17 protein-coding genes and 1 pseudogene are annotated in these 18,004 nt (G+C 60.9%); 13 read left to right on the top strand and 5 right to left on the bottom strand.

Translation table 11 applies throughout. From position 1 onward, the window contains the following. The first annotated feature begins 55 nt into the window (after positions 1-55). On the top strand, positions 56-775 hold the full coding sequence (locus tag E5W70_RS02850; protein WP_126057768.1) for a LuxR family transcriptional regulator: 720 nt from the start codon (positions 56-58) through the stop codon (positions 773-775). A gap of 92 nt (positions 776-867) precedes the next feature. Continuing rightward, positions 868-1,500, top strand: coding sequence for an acyl-homoserine-lactone synthase (locus E5W70_RS02845; protein ID WP_126057769.1), 633 nt, complete (start codon positions 868-870; stop codon positions 1,498-1,500). 366 nt (positions 1,501-1,866) lie between these two features. Here the strand turns inward: E5W70_RS02845 and E5W70_RS02840 are convergent, their stop codons facing one another. Further along, the gene (locus tag E5W70_RS02840; RefSeq protein WP_063169245.1) at positions 1,867-2,115 is read right to left on the bottom strand and encodes a DUF6074 family protein; all 249 of its coding nucleotides are present in this window, start codon (positions 2,113-2,115) and stop codon (positions 1,867-1,869) included. 599 nt (positions 2,116-2,714) lie between these two features. Here E5W70_RS02840 and E5W70_RS02835 point away from each other — a divergent pair. From E5W70_RS02835 to E5W70_RS02825, 3 genes are all read left to right on the top strand, one after another. Then, positions 2,715-3,185 (top strand): hypothetical protein, encoded by a 471-nt coding sequence (locus E5W70_RS02835; protein ID WP_245454734.1) that lies wholly within the window; start codon positions 2,715-2,717, stop codon positions 3,183-3,185. Further along, on the top strand, positions 3,178-3,312 hold the full coding sequence (locus E5W70_RS02830) for a hypothetical protein (protein ID WP_256754986.1): 135 nt from the start codon (positions 3,178-3,180) through the stop codon (positions 3,310-3,312). The genes E5W70_RS02835 and E5W70_RS02830 overlap by 8 nt, the downstream gene beginning before the upstream one ends. Positions 3,313-3,486: 174 nt before the next feature. Further along, positions 3,487-3,732 carry a hypothetical protein gene (locus tag E5W70_RS02825; RefSeq protein ID WP_063169243.1) on the top strand — a complete coding sequence of 82 codons (246 nt, stop codon included), beginning with the start codon at positions 3,487-3,489 and terminating at the stop codon, positions 3,730-3,732. A 189-nt stretch (positions 3,733-3,921) separates the two neighbouring features. On the opposite strand, the gene E5W70_RS02820 is transcribed toward E5W70_RS02825, so the two are convergent. Continuing rightward, positions 3,922-4,311, bottom strand: a complete 390-nt coding sequence (locus E5W70_RS02820; protein WP_024505560.1) for a hypothetical protein — start codon at positions 4,309-4,311, stop codon at positions 3,922-3,924. Positions 4,312-5,018: 707 nt separating this feature from the next. On the opposite strand from E5W70_RS02820, the pseudogene E5W70_RS02815 reads away from it, so the two are divergent. From E5W70_RS02815 to E5W70_RS02805, 3 genes and pseudogenes are all read left to right on the top strand, one after another. Further along, a pseudogene (locus tag E5W70_RS02815) lies at positions 5,019-5,990 on the top strand (cation:dicarboxylase symporter family transporter); the annotation flags it as partial. 378 nt (positions 5,991-6,368) lie between these two features. Next, positions 6,369-6,674 carry a thioredoxin domain-containing protein gene (locus E5W70_RS33050; protein WP_126057771.1) on the top strand — a complete coding sequence of 102 codons (306 nt, stop codon included), beginning with the start codon at positions 6,369-6,371 and terminating at the stop codon, positions 6,672-6,674. A gap of 731 nt (positions 6,675-7,405) precedes the next feature. Then, entirely contained in the window at positions 7,406-8,407 is a 1,002-nt protein-coding gene (locus tag E5W70_RS02805; RefSeq protein WP_127309909.1) for a zincin-like metallopeptidase domain-containing protein, read from the top strand. A gap of 157 nt (positions 8,408-8,564) precedes the next feature. On the opposite strand, the gene groL is transcribed toward E5W70_RS02805, so the two are convergent. After that, positions 8,565-10,220 carry a chaperonin GroEL gene (gene groL / locus E5W70_RS02800; protein WP_292653936.1) on the bottom strand — a complete coding sequence of 552 codons (1,656 nt, stop codon included), beginning with the start codon at positions 10,218-10,220 and terminating at the stop codon, positions 8,565-8,567. A 62-nt stretch (positions 10,221-10,282) separates the two neighbouring features. After that, positions 10,283-10,579 carry a co-chaperone GroES gene (gene groES, locus E5W70_RS02795; protein WP_006203049.1) on the bottom strand — a complete coding sequence of 99 codons (297 nt, stop codon included), beginning with the start codon at positions 10,577-10,579 and terminating at the stop codon, positions 10,283-10,285. 217 nt (positions 10,580-10,796) lie between these two features. Here groES and E5W70_RS02790 point away from each other — a divergent pair, with 217 nt between their 5' ends. After that, a complete protein-coding gene (locus tag E5W70_RS02790; RefSeq protein ID WP_292653935.1) occupies positions 10,797-11,732 on the top strand; it encodes a helix-turn-helix domain-containing GNAT family N-acetyltransferase in 936 nt (311 codons plus the stop codon). A 39-nt stretch (positions 11,733-11,771) separates the two neighbouring features. On the opposite strand, the gene E5W70_RS02785 is transcribed toward E5W70_RS02790, so the two are convergent. After that, on the bottom strand, positions 11,772-13,160 hold the full coding sequence (locus E5W70_RS02785; protein ID WP_292653934.1) for an FAD-binding oxidoreductase: 1,389 nt from the start codon (positions 13,158-13,160) through the stop codon (positions 11,772-11,774). A gap of 150 nt (positions 13,161-13,310) precedes the next feature. Here E5W70_RS02785 and E5W70_RS02780 point away from each other — a divergent pair, with 150 nt between their 5' ends. The 4 genes from E5W70_RS02780 to E5W70_RS02765 all read left to right on the top strand — a co-directional run bounded on the left by E5W70_RS02780 (position 13,311) and on the right by E5W70_RS02765 (position 17,878). Beyond that, the gene (locus tag E5W70_RS02780) at positions 13,311-14,219 is read left to right on the top strand and encodes a LysR substrate-binding domain-containing protein (RefSeq protein ID WP_292653933.1); all 909 of its coding nucleotides are present in this window, start codon (positions 13,311-13,313) and stop codon (positions 14,217-14,219) included. 156 nt (positions 14,220-14,375) lie between these two features. Then, positions 14,376-14,855 carry a MarR family winged helix-turn-helix transcriptional regulator gene (locus E5W70_RS02775; RefSeq protein ID WP_292653963.1) on the top strand — a complete coding sequence of 160 codons (480 nt, stop codon included), beginning with the start codon at positions 14,376-14,378 and terminating at the stop codon, positions 14,853-14,855. Then, positions 14,852-16,030: an HlyD family secretion protein gene (locus tag E5W70_RS02770; RefSeq protein ID WP_292653932.1), complete on the top strand. Its 1,179-nt coding sequence runs from the start codon at positions 14,852-14,854 to the stop codon at positions 16,028-16,030. Before E5W70_RS02775 ends, E5W70_RS02770 begins: the two co-directional genes overlap by 4 nt. Before the next feature lie 312 nt (positions 16,031-16,342). Then, positions 16,343-17,878, top strand: a complete 1,536-nt coding sequence (locus E5W70_RS02765) for a DHA2 family efflux MFS transporter permease subunit (protein ID WP_292653931.1) — start codon at positions 16,343-16,345, stop codon at positions 17,876-17,878. Positions 17,879-18,004: the final 126 nt, after the last annotated feature.

Raw genomic sequence — 18,004 nt, 5'->3', positions numbered from 1 at the left:
TAGAACCACGTCTCCGTCGGCTTCCAGCAACCTCCGCGAGGTACGCTAAGCGCAGATGCATCGCGTATTTGAAACCTTGGTCGAGCAACTCTCTGCAAGCGTCGATGCCGTCGATCTCCATGAGGCAATGGCGTCCGCCGCAGCCGGGTTCGACTTTCCGCTCTTCGCTTATTTCACCTACCCATCCGCTTCCGGCGACAGGCCGCGATTGATCTCGAATTATCCATCATCATGGACATCACATTACCTGCAACAGCGCTACCACAGCGTGGATCCCGTGATCCTGCGGGGACTGCGGGGCTGGGATACCTTCGACTGGGGTGTGGACCGCGATCACCGTTATTTGCCGACCTCTCAGCAGGAAGTCCTGGAAAAAGCAGCTGAGTTCGGCATTCGCGGCGGACTGACCATGTCGATGCATGATCATCGCGGCCGGTTCGCCGCACTGACCTTCGCCTCCAACGAGGCGCATCCGCCATTTCTGAGGTCGCTGACGCGCTACGAAAAAGCAATGCAACTGGTTGCGATCAACGTTCATATCCATGCCCGGCGCAGGCTCGCCGAAGATTGCGTGGTAGATGGCATAACGCTCACCCGGCGGGAGTTCGAGTGCCTGAAATGGGCGGCGTGCGGCAAGTCGGCCTGGGATATCAGCCAGATTCTCGGTGTCTCGAAACGCACCGTGACCTTCCATCAGGAAAACGCCAAGGCGAAGCTTGGCGTGCGAACCATCAACCAGGCCGTAGTGCGGATGGCTGCTCGGGCGAGATCCTGATCCTCTCCAAGTCTAGCTGTAAAGGTCTACAGGCTGCATTCATGACGGCTTTGCCCTTCGATTGCGTGGACACATCCCGCACGGAGACGACAATGATGCAGCTGATAACACCCGACTGCTACGCCGAGTTTGCGAGCGAACTCAAGGAAATGCACGGACTTAGGTATCGGGTTTTCAAGAAGCGGCTCGATTGGGAAGTGCAGACCGAAGGCGAAATGGAAACGGACCCGTTTGACAGCCTGAACCCCGTCTACCTGCTTCTCAAGGGGTCCGATTGGCGAACTTGCGGCTGCGTCCGCCTTTTGCCGACCACCGGACCGACAATGTTGCGCGATACGTTTCCGACGCTGCTGGATGAGATGGTGGTCCCTGCGAGTGCCGATATCTGGGAGAGTAGTCGTTTCGCGCTCGATCTCCCTGCGACAGCGCCGAAGGCAGCTGGCGGCCTGGCCCAAGCAACCTACGAGCTCTTCGCGGGGATCATCGAATTCGGCTTGGCCAACAATCTCTCCGGGATCGTAACGGTGACAGATACGCGCATCGAAAGGATCCTTCGTCTCGCCACCTGGCCGTTGTCACGTATCGGACAGCCCAAGCAGGTCGGCAACACCGAGGCAGTCGCCGGCTTCCTCGATATTTCCTACGCCAGTCTCTTGCGCATCCGCTGGAGGGGACGCCTCAACGGGCCGGTGTTGTGGCAACCAGTTCTCATCCAATCGGCATAGCGCCTGCGGATGCTCAGCCGTGACTTGAGTTAAGTCTGCTCACGGCCGCCACCGCCGCCGTGAGGGTGAGCGGACCCGCCCCCACGAGCTTTCGACTGTTCCGGTCGATTGGCTCGCGCGGCCGGACTTTGGATTTCCGTAGGCGCAACCCGCAGTCCAGCGTGAGCACGCCAAAATGGCGCCCCTCCGCTTCGTCCAAAGAAGCCAACGTGGCTTCTGAGGTCGTCTTAGAATATTGGACCGGCCGCCGTGAGCGATCGCAACCTCAAACCTTTGCCGGTATGCCGGTTTGGCCGGACCGTCGGCCAGTCGGAGCAGTCCCCTGATAAGGACCCGAGCTGACGCGCGGTCCAACAGCGCCCGAGCCTATGCTTTGTGCATTACCGTTCGGTTGGCCATGTCGTCCAAGACCGCATGAAGAAGGCTTCCAACCTCCTGCGCAGCGAGCTCTGGCGCAATTCCTACATCGGACAATTGAATGAGCATTTTCTTGGCAGCACAGCGCCAGAACGCACTCGCCGCCTCGCCGTTCTTGGTCTCGAGGGCCTGGGCGATACTTTCGACCAATATACGTCGCCGATGCAGCGGAAATACGCAAATGTTTGATTCATGCATCAATCACCTCACAGATTCAGTTCCACAAAGAAAAACACCGGCGTCTTCAAAAGAGCCCCGCTAGCGCGGTGACGGTTCGCGGCGACATGACGAGTTCCACTTCCCCATCGACAAGCTATTGGGAGATGAGCCGCCGGACCGCATATCCGGGACCGCACATAAGGTGAACCACCATTGCTCATCCGGCTGCATTTTCCTGGGCCGTTCGACGAGGCGTTCCAGCCGAATTGACGTCCAATGACTTGATCTCTGAAAGGGCAGGGCGGTACGAATCACCCGATTGTTCCGCTGCTTACATTCCTGCGAGCTTGTGTATGAACGATTAAAGCGTGCCCGAGCCGTTCTTGGTGGCCGCCGCAGAAGGGAATCATGTCATCCGCTGCCTATCGTAGGCGGCGCGACTTCTAGCATGACTGCACTGCCCCGACAGGGCTTTGCAATCGCGCGTTTCGAAGCCTATGCTTTGGCATCGGCCGGCATTTACTTCGGTGCAGCCGACAGTAAGACGTACGCGCTCTTGCCCCGTTGGAAGAGAGCCTTGCCCGATCCCTCTTTCGCGACCAGGTGCTGAAGCCCTCACCCCGCAGGACTTCGCGCTTTTGCGACCATCGCTGCATCACGTCGAACCGGGCATCAAGGACCAGTTGGAGGTCGCGCATCAGCCGATCAAGAACGTATATTTTCCCGAGAGGGGCATCGCGTCGGTGGTCGCCACCATGACCGGCGGGCGGCAAGGTGAAGTCGGCATTGTCGGCTATGACGGGATGAAAGGAATTGCCGTCATTCTCGGAAAGGAAAGCACTACCTGGCGCCTGCCGGTTGAAAACCTTCGCCCTGCGATTAGCCCGTCGCTTCGCACCTCAGTGCTGGATTATGCCCACGCGTTCCTCGTCCAATCATGCCGGACGGCACTGGTCAATGGCCACTCCAAGATCGAAGAACGGCTGGCCCGCTGGCAGCTGATGGTCCACGACCGTGCGGAAGGAGATAAGATCCTCCCGACGCATGAATTTCTGGCGACCATGCTCGCGCCCACCGCCCGGGGTCACCACGGCCCTGCAAATGCTTGAGTATCGAGGACTGGTGCACGCCAAGCGCGGCGAGATCACGATCATCGACCGTGCCGGATTGATAAAGCTCACACATGGCGCTTATGACAAGGAGGAGCAGCGTTATTTCGGCCTGGCCGCTGCCTGAAGCATGTCGGTTGAAACGGGTTCAGCCGACGTCTCCTTGCCCCTCACCAGGTCGCCCAAAAGCATCAGCGGTTTTGAACGAATCGCAGCTATTGTCCGCAATCGGACATAGGCTTGAAGGCGGTCGAATTCGTGCCATAAGTCGGGTTGGTCAGGGTTCAGGGAGGAATTCGTCATGACCAATTCGTTTCACACCGTCACCGTCGAAAAAGCCGCAGAAGCCTATGTCCTTTCCAGGGGAAGGGTCCGCTTTCTCTCCATGGCGCAGGCGATCCGCGCCATCCGAACACTAATGCCGGCATGCAAGGCCACCGACCGCGAGTTGGAGGAACTGTTGGCGGCCGCTTCCTTCGTTCATGGCGTGCCCGTCGCCTTCGACACAAAAACAGCCGATGGTGTAGAACCACGGCTGCATTCCTAAGAGGGCATGCCGCGCCATGCAGACTGTCAGAGGGCATTCGTCAGATGGTAGTCCGCTAACTTAACTGCAGAGTCTAAAGGACGTGTTCCAGCATTGCGAACTCACCGATCGCTTTGTTGCCAAAGCTGCCAGCAAGCGATCGCCTCATCCAGCCGTTTGCACCATCTCATCACAGACATCATCGCGATGCTACCTGTCCAGCATATGTCCAGCATTTCGCAAGGCGGCCAGAAGGAGCCTCGCATAGCCTGTGACATCGATCTGGGCCTGCATCGAAAGGGGCATGCTGGTCCAGTTCTCCAACGGTGCAATGAAAGGTGAGAAGGTGCCATTGACTAGGCAACAACAGCTAACAAGGCCCTCTCGGTCCAATGCCACCACACCGATCTTGTCGCCTGGATATCCAATGGCTGCGACTCGCTGGACCTCCAGGTCACCGTCCACCCGCACGTCAAAAAGAAGGCTACCACGGCTCCTCGTGGCTATCTCAGCCGCCTTCTCATCAAAGCTTGAAGAGAGCAAGCGGACGCTTTCCACCGCCATCTGGAAAATCACCAAATCCAGTTCATTCACGGCCATATGGGCATTTCCGCGCAACGGGTGGTGATTGCAATGACACATACTGCTTGTTCACAGATGTCGGTCACGAACGATCATTCGTCGGGTTCCGGTTCCGACCAACGGTGTCGCCACCTGATCGTGCTGCGGTTCGAACCTTCCGAACGCGAGCCGAGCGCGCTATGAGGTTGGAGTCTAGGTCTCGGACCCTGCCTCGCGGCCTTCTCATCTTTGGCAGACCCGTTGCAACGCCGCCGCGATGGCGCAAACGCCAGATGACGCTGATCCATCGCTTGATCGTGAACTGAGCTTCTGAACACCATTGGGACAGCAGGGTGGAAGGGCTTGACCAACGCTGCCCCCGTTTTCCAAGAGGACCCGTCCTCGATTGAATCTTTCGAGCCCCGTGCGGCGCGCAGCCAAATGATGACGATCTGGACTCAGCTCGCAGACCGCAAGGCAAAGAGGGAACCTTCCAGGCAGCCAAGCTGCTCGACGCAAAGAGCGGCCTTTGGAGTTCCCAAGAATCGACCCTTCCATAGTTGCGACAGGCAACCACTGCACGAGTGTGGGAGAGCGAATCGCAAGCATTGCGTGAGGTCCTGCGCGTTTTCCCCTCTTTGCTATTTGGCACATCGTTTGCGCCGAAGTGGGCGCAGCGTTCGACCGGAGCACTGCATGGGAGAGGGAGGAGCCCCACCCCGATCCGGTCAAGGAGAGAGACGGTGTTGGTTCCAAGAGTTCCCCGCGCGATCGCAGCGCCCCGCAAGCGCCATTTTGCCCGGACCTACGTGCAGGTACTTGCCGCCATAATCCTGGGTGCCGCAATCGGCTATTTCCATTTGGAGACCGGCCACAGCCTGAAGCCGCTCGGCGATGCCTTCGTCGATGTCGTCAAGATAATCACCGTACCTGTCATCTTCCTGACAATGGCGACCGGCATTGCCGGCATGAGCGATCTGCAGAAGGTCGGCCGAGTTGCCGCCAAGGCGATGGTCTATTTTCTCACCTTTTCGACGCTCGCTTTTGTTGTCGGGCTGATTGTCGCGAATATCGTTCAGCCTGGCGCCGGCCTCAACATCGATCCGGCCTCGCTCGATGTCCAAGCCGTTAAGGGCTATGTGGCCACGGCTCACGAGCAGTCCGTGACCAGCTTCCTGATGAACATCATCCCGTCAACGATTGCCAATGCCTTCGCGGAAGGCGACATCCTGCAAGTCTTGTTCCTCTCGGTCCTGTTCGGCGCGGTCTGCCGCTACAACGGCCGCTCGCTCTTCTCTCTCGTCCGATACATCAAGGACGAGCTGCTGCTCGCAATGTCCTCCTCAGAGGCCGCGCTGGCCTCGCTCATGGAGAAGATGGAAAGGGCCGGCGCCACGCATTCGGTCGTGGGTCTCATTCCATTCAATCTGGACGGCACGAATATGATGCTCGCCGCCCTTTTCATCGCCCAAGCGACGAAAACTGATCTCCCGATCGGCTGCCGGATCCTCATGCTGTTTGTCGCATTGTTCCCTTCGAACGGAACAACCCGCATTACCGGTGCAGGCCTCGTCACAATGGCTGCAACGCTCTTTCTTGTTCCGGCCGCACCGGTCACCTCCGTGGGGCTTATTCTTGGCGTCGATCAGCTTATGTCCGAATGCCACGCGCTGACGGTTTTTCTCCGCAGCGTAGCGGCAACGCTGGCTGTCACCCGGTCCGGGGCGAGCGGGATAAACGACGATTCGGGGAGCGCCTCACTAGCGGACCGTTCAGCGCTCTGGCGGTGGACGGTCAAGTCGCCCGGCGTGGTGAACACAATTCCCCGTGCGAACGACGCTCAGCTATTGGGGTGGACCCGATGGCGCAAAGCCGTATTTGAGAAACCGCCAGATCGCACCGGCACCTGTGCGCCTGTAGCAACTGCGGGGCACGATCAAAACTGACCCATTTTACACCAAAAAGGCGGCCGTTGCTGCCACGCCGTCCATGGATTGGAGACTCATGTCTAAGCCGACTGCCATCACTGTCGCAGCTCTTCTTTTACTCCTCGCCTTGCTGGCGAGCCAATATAGCGCGAACCTGCACCGGCAGGCGTGGTCGACCGACAGGCAAAAGTGGAGCGGCGCATTCGACAACGATCTCCTTCGCCAATCGCCGGCAACCCGCAAGGCGATGCCGTTCTGGTCATATTCAATGACTACCACAACTGTCCGCATTGCAGACTGGCTGATATCAACTACCAAAAAGCCTTCAAGCATGAACCCAATCTGAAGCTTGTGATCAAACAGTTCCCGGTCCTGGGACCGGATTCCCAATTCCCAGCCTTCGCCGCACTCGCCTCGAGAAAACAGGGAAAGTTCGACGAATTCCACCGCGCCCTTATGATTTCCCCCAGTTGAAGGGTCACTCTCAAGATCGCAGCGCGTGTAGGCCTTGACGTTGAGCAGCTCAAGCGGGAATGCAAGATCCGGCCATCGCAGATGAAATGCGCGGTCCGCGCACTCGCGAAAGGTCTGCACTTAGACGGTACGCCCGCGTTGGTGGTCGGCGATATAGTGGTCGCCGACCTTGTGGACATGGCCAGCTTGCAACGCTTGCATCGCCGATGCGCGCTCAAAGCGTGCTGGCTCTCGTGCGGGGCAGCATCTGTAGACCGGCCACGCTGTTGTTGCCGGAGCGTGCCGTTTGTGGCAGCTGGCTTTGCTGTCGCTCCTCGTAATCTTGTTGCGGTCATCCAGCTGCCGTGGGCGCCAACAACAATCCTGAGCGCCCGCGCCTGAAGTCGCTGGCCGGGTGCTCGTGAACCGAGCCCGCTTTTCTTCGGCAAGCTCAGGCGGTCTTGGCCCTGCGGCATCGCCCCCTGGCGCGGGGCAGCCTTCGGCTGCTGACGGTCGCCGGCCTGTCGGCCGGCGTCTTTCTATTGTGGCCTTCCCCCTGGCGCAGGGTGGGCAGCACTCCCTTCTAGGCCCGCCGCGGCGTCCCGCAACCCTTCGCTTGTCGCTTTCGGGTCCTCCACTCCGTTCCGGTCCTGCTGATGCAGTCCGCCTCCGACGGCGGGCCTTTCCGGTCGCTTTTGCCGCCCACCCCGCTTCCGGGGAGGGCGCGCGATTGTAGAGCGGAGGACATCACGATGCGTGCAAACAACAAACGTTGCGGCAGCCGACAGGCTGGCGCAGACAGTGGCGGGCGCACCGGCGCCAGCCTTTATCAGGAAATCACCGACCGCATCATTGCCGAACTGGAGCGCGGCACCGTGCCATGGGTCAAGCCGTGGGGCAGGGCAAGGACAGGCCTCGGCCTGCCGCGGAATGCGGCCACCCAGCGCCGATATTCCGGCATCAATATCCTGATCCTGTGGGGCGCGGTCATCGAGCGCGGTTTCCCCAGCCAGAACTGGCTCACCTTCCGGCAGGCGCTTTCGCTTGGCGGCAATGTCAGGAAGGGCGAGCACGGCACCACCATCGTTCACGCTGACCGCTTTGTTCCCAAGAACGAAAAGCAACGCGCCGACACCGATGGCGACGAACCGCAGGCGGTGCCCTTCCTGAAGCGCTTCACCGTCTTCAATGTCGCGCAGTGCGATAATCTGCCCGAACATCTTTACGCCGCCGGCGAGCCTCTGCCTGAGCGCGAGATGGTCCCGCAGGCCGAGGCGCTCATTCATGCAACCGGCGCTGATTTTCGCATCGGCGGCGAGCGCGCCTTCTACATGCCCGGCAGCGACACCATACAGGTGCCGCCGCAGCCGGCTTTCTTCCACCAGATCGACTATTACCGGACCTGCTTTCACGAGCTTGGCCACTGGACCGGCCACCCGAGGCGACTCGCGCGCGACCTGTCCGGCTCCTTCGGGTCCAACACCTATGCGCGCGAGGAACTGGTCGCCGAAATCGCATCAGCCTTCATCTGCAGCAGTCTCGGCATCGAGCCGAGCGTGCGCCATGCCGACTACATCGGCTCATGGCTGACGGTTTTGCGCGAGGACAACCGCGCCATCTTCCGCGCCGCAAGCCATGCCTCGAAAGCCGCCGATTTCCTGCTTGGCCGCAATGTCGATGTCGAAGGCGAGGCACATGCCGAAACCGCCTATGGGAGCGCGCAATCCTCACACGCGACCGCCTTGCGCCTCTGATGACGCAAAGCCGCGCGCAACCAACTCGACAGTTCTTTTGAGGTTGCCCTAACGCCGATGGCCGGCGTTGGCGTCGATCGTTCATCGGACCGAGGTTCGCAAAAAAAGAGGGCGGCATTGATGCCGCCCTCTCGTTGCGAAAGCTGCCAGAGCTGGATTAGAAATCCATGCCGCCCATGCCGCCCATGCCGCCGCCGCCCATGCCGCCAGGCATGCCGCCGCCAGCCGACTCCTTCTTCGGAGCCTCCGCGATCATGGCTTCGGTGGTGACCAGCAGGCCGGCGACCGAGGCCGCGTCCTGAAGAGCCGTACGGACAACCTTGACCGGATCGACGATACCCATGGCGATCATGTCGCCATACTCGCCGGTCTGGGCGTTGTAGCCGAAGGTCGCGCCCTTGTTCTCAAGGATCTTGCCGGCAACGATCGATGCTTCCGCACCGGCGTTGGCCGCGATCTGGCGGGCCGGAGCCTGCAGCGCACGACGCACGATGTTGATGCCGGCGGCCTGGTCGGCATTGACGCCGGTGGCCTTGATGTTGGCCGAAGCGCGCAGCAGCGCGACGCCACCACCAGCAACGATGCCTTCTTCGACGGCCGCGCGGGTCGCGTTGAGGGCGTCATCGACGCGGTCCTTCTTTTCCTTGACTTCGACTTCCGTCGCACCGCCGACGCGGATCACCGCAACGCCGCCGGCGAGCTTCGCCAGACGTTCCTGCAGCTTCTCCTTGTCGTAGTCCGAAGTGGTCTCTTCGATCTGCTGCTTGATCTGGGCAACGCGGCCCTGGATCTCGGCCTTCTTGCCGGCGCCGTCGACGATGGTGGTGTTCTCCTTGGAGATCGACACCTTCTTGGCGCGGCCGAGCATGTTCAGGCCGACATTCTCGAGCTTGATGCCGAGGTCTTCGGAGATGACCTGGCCACCGGTGAGAATGGCGATGTCTTCCAGCATGGCCTTGCGGCGATCGCCGAAGCCCGGCGCCTTGACGGCAGCGATCTTCAGGCCGCCACGCAGCTTGTTGACGACCAGCGTGGCCAGGGCCTCGCCTTCGACGTCTTCGGAGATGATGACCAGCGGCTTCGAGGTCTGCACGACAGCCTCGAGGATCGGCAGCATGGCCTGCAGGTTGGAGAGCTTCTTCTCGTGGAGAAGGATGTAGGCGTCTTCCAGATCCGCAACCATCTTCTCGGCGTTGGTGACGAAGTAGGGCGAGAGGTAGCCGCGGTCGAACTGCATGCCTTCGACGACTTCGAGCTCGGTCTCGGCGGTCTTGGCTTCCTCGACGGTGATGACGCCTTCATTGCCGACCTTCTGCATCGCTTCCGCGATCATCGAGCCGACCGAAACATCGCCATTGCCGGCGATGGTGCCGACCTGGGCAACCTCTTCCGAGGTCTTGATCTTCTTGGCGTTCTTGATCAGCGTCGCGACGACGTCGGCGACGGCGAGGTCGATGCCGCGCTTGAGGTCCATCGGGTTCATGCCGGCGGCAACCGCCTTGTGGCCTTCCTGGACGATCGACTGTGCCAGAACGGTCGCGGTCGTGGTGCCGTCGCCGGCGATGTCGTTGGTCTTCGAAGCAACTTCGCGGACCATCTGCGCGCCCATGTTTTCGAACTTGTCCTCAAGCTCGATTTCCTTGGCGACGGTGACGCCGTCCTTGGTGATGCGCGGTGCGCCGAACGACTTGTCGATGACGACGTTGCGGCCCTTGGGGCCGAGCGTGACCTTCACCGCGTCGGCGAGGATGTTGACGCCGCGCAGCATGCGCTCACGAGCGTCGCGGGAGAATTTTACGTCTTTGGCAGCCATTTTTAGCTCCTGGCAGGGGCTTGGATTGAGCCCGAAGATTTAAATGAGGGTGATGCCGATATTCAGCCGATGATGCCCATGATGTCGGATTCCTTCATGATCAGAAGGTCCTCGCCATTGAGCTTGACTTCGGTGCCCGACCACTTGCCGAACAGGATGCGGTCGCCGGCCTTGACGTCCAGCGGGACGAGCTTGCCGGCTTCGTCGCGGGCGCCGGAACCGACGGCGATGATCTCGCCTTCCTGCGGCTTTTCCTTAGCCGTATCGGGGATGATGATCCCGCCCGCGGTCTTGGATTCGGATTCGACCCGACGAACGACCACGCGGTCATGAAGCGGGCGGAACTTCGACTTTGCCATTTTTTATTCCTCGATGAGAATGGTGAGAACAGTTCCTCCGTCCGGCGGCGCCGGACATGTGGTTAGCACTCATCTTGGGGGAGTGCTAACGTGGCGCTGAAATAGGCTGGCAGCTCGCACGAGTCAAGGCGCCCGCCGGGCATAATCAGGACAATTGCTTCAAACGGATACTTGACTAAGTCAACTAAATCGCTGATCTTGCCCCGAGGAGGATGCCATGACCATTCATCATCACCCAGGTAGGGAGCGGATCGACGCGGTGCGGGCCTTCAACCGCTTCTACACCCGCCAGATCGGGCTGCTCGACGAAGGGCTGCTGAAAAGCACCTTCTCGCTGACCGAGGCGCGGGTGCTCTATGAGCTGGCGCATCGCGATGGCCTGACCGCCACGGACCTTGGGCGCGACCTCGGCCTCGATGCCGGTTATCTCAGCCGGCTGCTGAAGAAGTTCGAGGAGCGTGATCTGGTCGAGCGCGCCACGATCGAAGCGGATGCGCGGCGCTCGTCGATCGCGCTGACCAAGGCCGGGCGGCAGGCCTTCGCACCGCTGAACCAGGGCTCGCACGACCAGGTCGCAGCTTTGCTCGACCGGCTTTCGGTTGCCGAACAGGACAGGCTGGTCAAGGCCATGCAGACGGTGCAGCGCCTGCTGGGCGGAAGCGCCGAGCCCAAAATTCCCTATATGCTGCGGCCTCTGCAAGTCGGCGACATCGGCTGGATCATCCATCGCCAGGGCCTGCTCTACGCGCAGGAATATGGCTGGGACGAAACCTATGAAGCGCTGGTCGCCGAAATCCTCGGTGCCTTCGTCAAATCCTTCGATCCGAAATGGGAACGCAGCTGGATCGCCGAGCGGGAAGGGGAGGTCGTCGGCTCGGTCTTCGTCGTGCGCCAGTCGGACGAGGTGGCGAAGTTGCGCCTGCTCTATGTCGAGCCGTCGGCGCGCGGCCTCGGCATCGGCAAGCGGCTGGCCGAGGAATGTGTCGGCTTTTGCCGCGCCACGGGTTACAGGACACTGACGCTGTGGACCAACGACGTGCTCGCCGCCGCCCGCCACATCTATGAGGCTGCGGGCTTTAAATTGACCAACGAGGAGCACCACCATTCCTTCGGCAAGGATCTGGTCGGCCAGAACTGGGATTTGGAGTTGTAGCAGGGCGCAGAATTTCGGGCATCGGCCTGCGGCGGTCGCTCAGGTCGTAGGCTTAATGTTTTGGTTCAAGCGAAAGAAATTGGTAGGATCATACTTGTTTTTTAGTGCGGCCAACTTCGGATAATTCTCGCCGTAAGCTGCCAGAACCCGATCAGTGCCCTCGTCGCCGAGATTGTTGGCATAGACGCCGCCGGTCGAGAACGGTCTCATTGCATCCCACAGGTCACGCGCCCATCGGACGTGCGTTTCGTCGTCAGACGGATTGTCCCAGATCGATATCGGGAAGCAATCGTAAAGTGCATCCCGGTTGGCGTAGGGCGTTCCGTCCATCGGTACTCGCGAGATGGCGCCGCCAACCTGCTGCAGGACCAGAAGCGATTCGCTGGGTGCAGTCATGTAAGCCGCAAGCATGGTATCGATCGCCTGATCTGTGATTTCGCGCATGAACTGCGCCTTCCAGTAGTAGCGCCGCCCGCGCGGAAAGAGGCTGTCCCCGGCCGACTGGATTTGAAGATAGGGGACAGGAGCAATCCGGCGCTCAACCGGCGTGCCATACTCTCTCAGAGGTTGAATGATTTCTTGGCCTTCGTCGAGTGGGCCGATGTAGCACGCCGATATGCTGAAGAAGCGCTCGCCCGAGGGCGCCGTGACAAGTGCGGCATCCAGGCGCAGCTCATCCGGGGCGCCGCTCGAGAACGCACGGTAGAACCGCATCGCTTCGCGTGCCTCTTCGTAGCGGTATAGCATCGATCCCGCGATGAGGAGCGGACCCACGGGATGGAGCTTGTATTCGAAAGTCGTGACTATTCCGAAATTGCCGCCGCCGCCCCGAATGCCCCAGAACAAATCTGCATTTTCGGCCGCGTTTGCCGTGAGCAACCGGCCGTCCGCCGTCACGATTTCGACAGCGACAAGGTTGTCGCAGCTCAGTCCATGTTTGCGGCCAAGCTTGCCGAACCCGCCGCCGAGTGTCAGTCCGGCTATGCCGGTATCCGCGTTGACACCCATGGTCGTCGCAAGACCATGGACCTGTGTGGCTGCGTCGAACTCGCCCAGGTTCAAGCCGGCTTCTGCGCGCGCAACACGGCGGATCGGGTCGACTTCGATCCGCTTCATGCGTGACACATCGATCACCACGCCGCCGTCGCATACCGAACTGCCGGCGACGTTATGGCCACCGCCGCGGACGGCGACGAGGAAGCCTTGCGACCGGGCGAAGTTGACGGCCGTGACGACATCGCTGGATTCGGCGCAATAGAAGACAGCCGCCGGCCTCTTATCGACCATCCCATTCCAAACTCTGCGCGCCAGGTTATAGCCAGGCTCGTCCGGAAGGATCAGATCGCCGCGAATCGCCTGCCTGAGCCGGGCAATATCTGGCGCCTGCAACGTCGGCTCGGAACCGTCTATAAGCTTGAACATGCTCATCGAGGGATACCCTTCGTGATCCGGCACGGTTGGACAGGCCGCTTTCGTTCACCGACGTGTGTCGGATCAGAATGATCTCATGCGGCGCCATTCGCTGCAAAATCGAATATCTCAGTCGCTGGATGAGCTAAATTCATCTAAACTGCCTGGATGAGAAAACTTCCGCCGCTCGGGTCGCTTCGCGCCTTCGAAGCCGCTGCCAGGCTGATGAGCTTCAGGAAGGCCGCGACGGAACTCGGAGTGACGCCAACGGCCATCAGCCACCAGATTCGATTGCTGGAGGAGGTCTGTGGGCAACTTCTGTTCCGGCGGCGCCCACGACCGCTCGTGCTCACAGCCGTGGGCGAACGGCTATTCCCGGTAATTTGCAGCGGCTTCGACGCTTTCGCTACGGCTATAGCATCAGCCTCGGCCGGTGTTGGCCAACGCCCGTTATGCGTGACGAGCCCAAATGCATTTGCCAGCCGATGGCTGGTTCCGCGCCTGTCGAAGTGGCGCGAACTGCATCCGAACATTCCACTGGAGATCATCGGGACAGACGCCGTTCTGGACCTGCGAGCCGGTGACGCCGACGTCGCGATCCGCTATGCGCGCAGGATGCCGCGGGATGTTCCCGCGCAGGAAATTTTTCGGGACGCATTCTTTCCGGTATGCAGCCCGGAGCTGTTCGCAGGAGGCGACCGACAGATCGAGCGCGCCGCCGATCTGCTGCAATACCCGCTCATCCATTTCAATTGGACGAACCGCGACCCGGAAGCGCCGACTTGGCAGCGATGGCTGGCGATCGCACGCTCGATCGATCCCAGCATCCCCAATGCCAACCAGGCATGGGACTTAAGTTTCCGCGAAGAGCTGCACGCGATCGACGCGGTCGCGGCAGGCCAAGGTATCGCTATCTGCAGCGATGTGGTCGTCAGTGGCGAACTCGAAGCTGGCAGGCTGGTCAAGGCGCATGATCTCTCTCTGCCAGGCTATGGCTTTTACCTTGCCAGCGTAGCCAATCACCCCCGACAAGCGCATATCGAAGCCTTTTCCGCCTGGATGAGATCGATAGTCTGAGCATCTGAACGCCGATCTTCTGCATACTCGTCACAAGCGTCCGGGGTGACAAATTGCTAACCACGATCGCCCTGCACTGACTGCCATGCACACTTACCGGCTTCTGGCATAATCCGGCTCCTTGAATTATGAGCACGCTTATTATATATGTCGCTCATGGTTTCCGATGGCATCGATAGATTGGGCTTTTTGATCCACGACGTGCAGCGCCTGATGCGCAAGCGCTTCGAGGCGCGCGCCAGCGGTTTTGGCCTTTCTTCGGCGCAATGGCGGCTTCTGGTCCGTGTCGCCAAGGAGGCGGGTGTCGCGCAGGCGCGGCTTGCCGAGCTTCTCGAAATCGAGCCGATCAGCGTCTCGCGTCTTGTCGATCGCATGGAGGAGGGCGGCTGGATCGAGCGCCGTCCGGACGCAACCGACAGGCGGGTGCGCATGATTTTCCCGACCGCCAAGGCGAACGCGGCCTACGCCCACGTCAAGAGCCTTGCCGGCGAGGTTTATGAAGAATCGCTCGTTGGCGTTTCGCCGGAAGATCGCCGCGTCCTGGTCAAGGCGCTGGAGACAATGGTGCAGAATCTTGCAGATGGTGACACGCCGCCCTCGGAAAAAGTGAAGAATACGGAAGGCGCAGCAGGATGAACGCGGTAGCCAAAGTAGATGAGAATGCGGCCAAGCTGGAGATGGAAGCTCCCGCGAAGCCGGCGGCAACTCCGGTAACGGTCGCTGCGCAGGTAGCTCCGGCGTCGGTGGCGCCGAAGAAAAAGCGTCGTGCCGGCCGCTTCCTTTTGATGTTTGTGCTGCCCGCTGCGTTGATCGCCGGCGGCAGCTATGTCTGGGTGACCGGCGGCCGCTATCAGGAGACCGAAAACGCCAATCTGCAGCAGGCCAAGGTGTCGATAGCCGCCAATGCGGCGGGCCGCATCGTTCAGGTCGACATTTTCGACAACCAGTCTGTCAAGCAGGGCGACGTGTTGTTCGCCATCGATCCCGAGCCCTGCCGGATCGCGTTGGCCCAAGCCGACGCGGCGGTGGCGGGCGCGCGGCTCAATGTCGAGCAGCTGCGTGCGGCCTATAGCCAAGCGCTGGCGCAGGAGAAGTCCGACGAAAGCCAGGTCCAGTACGCGCAGTCGCAATATGACCGCGCCGCCGACCTTGCCCACAAGGGCATCAACGCCAAGTCGTCGCTGGACGAGGCCAAGAACGACCTCGACAAGGCCAAGCAGCAACTGGCCGTGGCCCAGCAAGGGATCGTCAGCGCCAAGGCGGCACTTGGCGGCAATCCCGACATCGAGACCGACAAGCATCCAACGGTAATGGCGGCGCTCGCCGCACGCGACAAGGCGGCCTACGATCTGGTCCAGACCACGGTCAAGGCGCCTGCCGACGGCATCGTCAGCCAGGCCGCTTCGTTCAAGGTCGGCCAGTATGTCGGTTCGGGCCCGCCGCTGTTTTCGCTGGTCGAGACCGGCGACACCTGGGTCGACGCCAATTTCAAGGAAACCCAGCTCACCAACATGAAGCCGGGCCAGAAGGCCGAAATCGTGGTCGACACCTATCCGGGCAAGACGTTCGAAGCCACCGTCAAGGCGATCGGCGCCGGCACCGGGGCCGAGTTCTCGCTGCTGCCCGCGCAGAACGCCACCGGCAACTGGGTCAAGGTCACGCAGCGCATTCCGGTCCGCCTGGAATTGGCCGATGCCGACGCCAAGATGGCGCTGCGCACCGGCATGAGCGCGACCGTCACGGTGGACACCGGCGTTTCCCGCGGGCTGCCGAGCATTTTCCGCCGCGCCACGGCAGGCGAGGCCAAGTAAGGAGGCCTAACAGCGGCCGCATAGCAAACAGCGAGATGGATGCAGGTGACAGGATTGGTCCGAGGGAGGCGCAGGAAAAGTTGAATGCGTGGTCGGGCTGCGCTGTAGCCTGCCTGAGCAGACAACGCCGCGCAGGATCTTCGGTCCTCAGGTTTCCGGGCGGCAGGCGCACGCTTTGTCGAGACGCTCAGTCGATGTAACCCCCACATCGATGCTCGCGTCCCACCGCGATGAGGGTCTCTCTACAGCGAGGGCCTCGCCGTCCGGAAACCTAATGTACACGTTTTTGTTACCTGCTGGAAGTTTTACGTCATGAGCAGCCCAGAACCCTTTCGCGAAGTGCCGCACCGCGGCCTGATCACAGTTGCGCTCATGCTGGCGACGATCATGCAGGCGCTCGACACGACGATCGCCAACGTTGCGCTACCGACCATGACCGGCGATCTCGGCGCCTCCCCCGACAACATCAACTGGGTGCTGACCTCCTACATCGTTGCCGCGGCGATCATGACGCCGGTGACCGGCTGGCTGGCCGATCGCTTCGGCCGCAAGGAGCTGTTCCTGACGGCCGTGGTCGGCTTCACGGTCTTCTCCATGCTGTGCGGCATCGCCTGGAGCCTGGAGACCATCGTTCTCTTCCGACTGATGCAAGGCGTGTTCGGCGCGGCCATCGTGCCTCTGTCGCAGACCTTCCTGCTCGACATCAACCCCAGGGAACGCCACGGCCAGGCAATGGCCATCTGGGGCGCCGGCATTATGCTGGGACCGATCCTTGGCCCGACGCTGGGTGGCTGGCTGACCGAGAATTTCAACTGGCGCTGGGTGTTCTTCATCAACCTGCCGGTCGGCATCATCGCCTTCCTCGGCATGGCCGCATATCTTCCCAGCGTCGCCCGGCGGGTGCGCAGCTTCGATTTCTTCGGCTTCACCATGCTCTCGCTCGGTGTCGGCGCGCTGCAGCTGATGCTCGATCGCGGCGGCGAGGTCGACTGGTTTTCCTCGATCGAGATATGGATCGAGCTTGGTCTTTCCATCACCGGCTTCTGGGTGTTCACCATTCACACGCTAACGGCGGAGCACCCCTTTATCGACCCCAAGATTTTCCTCGATCGCAATTTCGTCACCGGGCTGGCGTTCATCTTTGTCATGGGCGTGCTCATCTTGGCGAGCATGTCGCTGCTGCCGCCCATGCTGTCGACCATCTTCGGCTATCCGACACTCACCATCGGCATCGTCCTGGGACCGCGCGGTGTCGGCACGATGATTGCGATGCTGTTCGTCGGGCGGATCATGCACAGGATCGATGCCAGGATTCTCGTCGTCATCGGCTTCCTGCTGACTGCGCAGTCGCTCTACACGATGTCGAGCTTTTCGCCGCAGATGGACAACTGGCTTATCCTCAGCTCCGGCGTCATCCAGGGCCTTGGAATGGGAATGGTGTTCGTGCCGCTGTCCACCGTGGCTTTCGCCACGCTCGACGCACGCTTCCGCACCGATGCCACGGCGTTGTTCAGCCTGGTGCGCAATCTTGGCTCGTCGATCGGGGTATCGGTGGTGACGGTTCTGCTGGTGCGTAACACGCAGATCAACCACGCCGAGCTCTCGGCTTATGTCAATCCGTTCAATCCCAACCTCTGGGCGGCATCGCCGGCAGCGGCGGGCGGCGATCCGACGGCGCTGTCGCTGATGGATCGCATGGTCAATATCCAGGCGATGATGATCTCCTACGTCAATGACTTCAAACTGCTGATGATGATGACGCTGCTTGCCGTCCCGTTTGTTTTCCTGCTGCGCAAGCCAAAGGCTGCGCCGCCCGCCGGTGGGGCACCTGCCGCGCATATGGATTAAGTCTCACGGCTCCGGCAACCGAGACCGGCCTGCGGCTTCCCCTGCCTGTGCCGGTCGCGTCGGCGTTGAGCCAGGTTCACCTGCCATTAGTATATCCGGACCAATATGCACTCGCTTTTAGGTTGA

The sequence above is a fragment of the Mesorhizobium sp. genome, assembly GCF_005063415.1.
Classification (GTDB): domain Bacteria; phylum Pseudomonadota; class Alphaproteobacteria; order Rhizobiales; family Rhizobiaceae; genus Mesorhizobium.
This window is presented reverse-complemented; position numbering and strand designations above follow the sequence as displayed.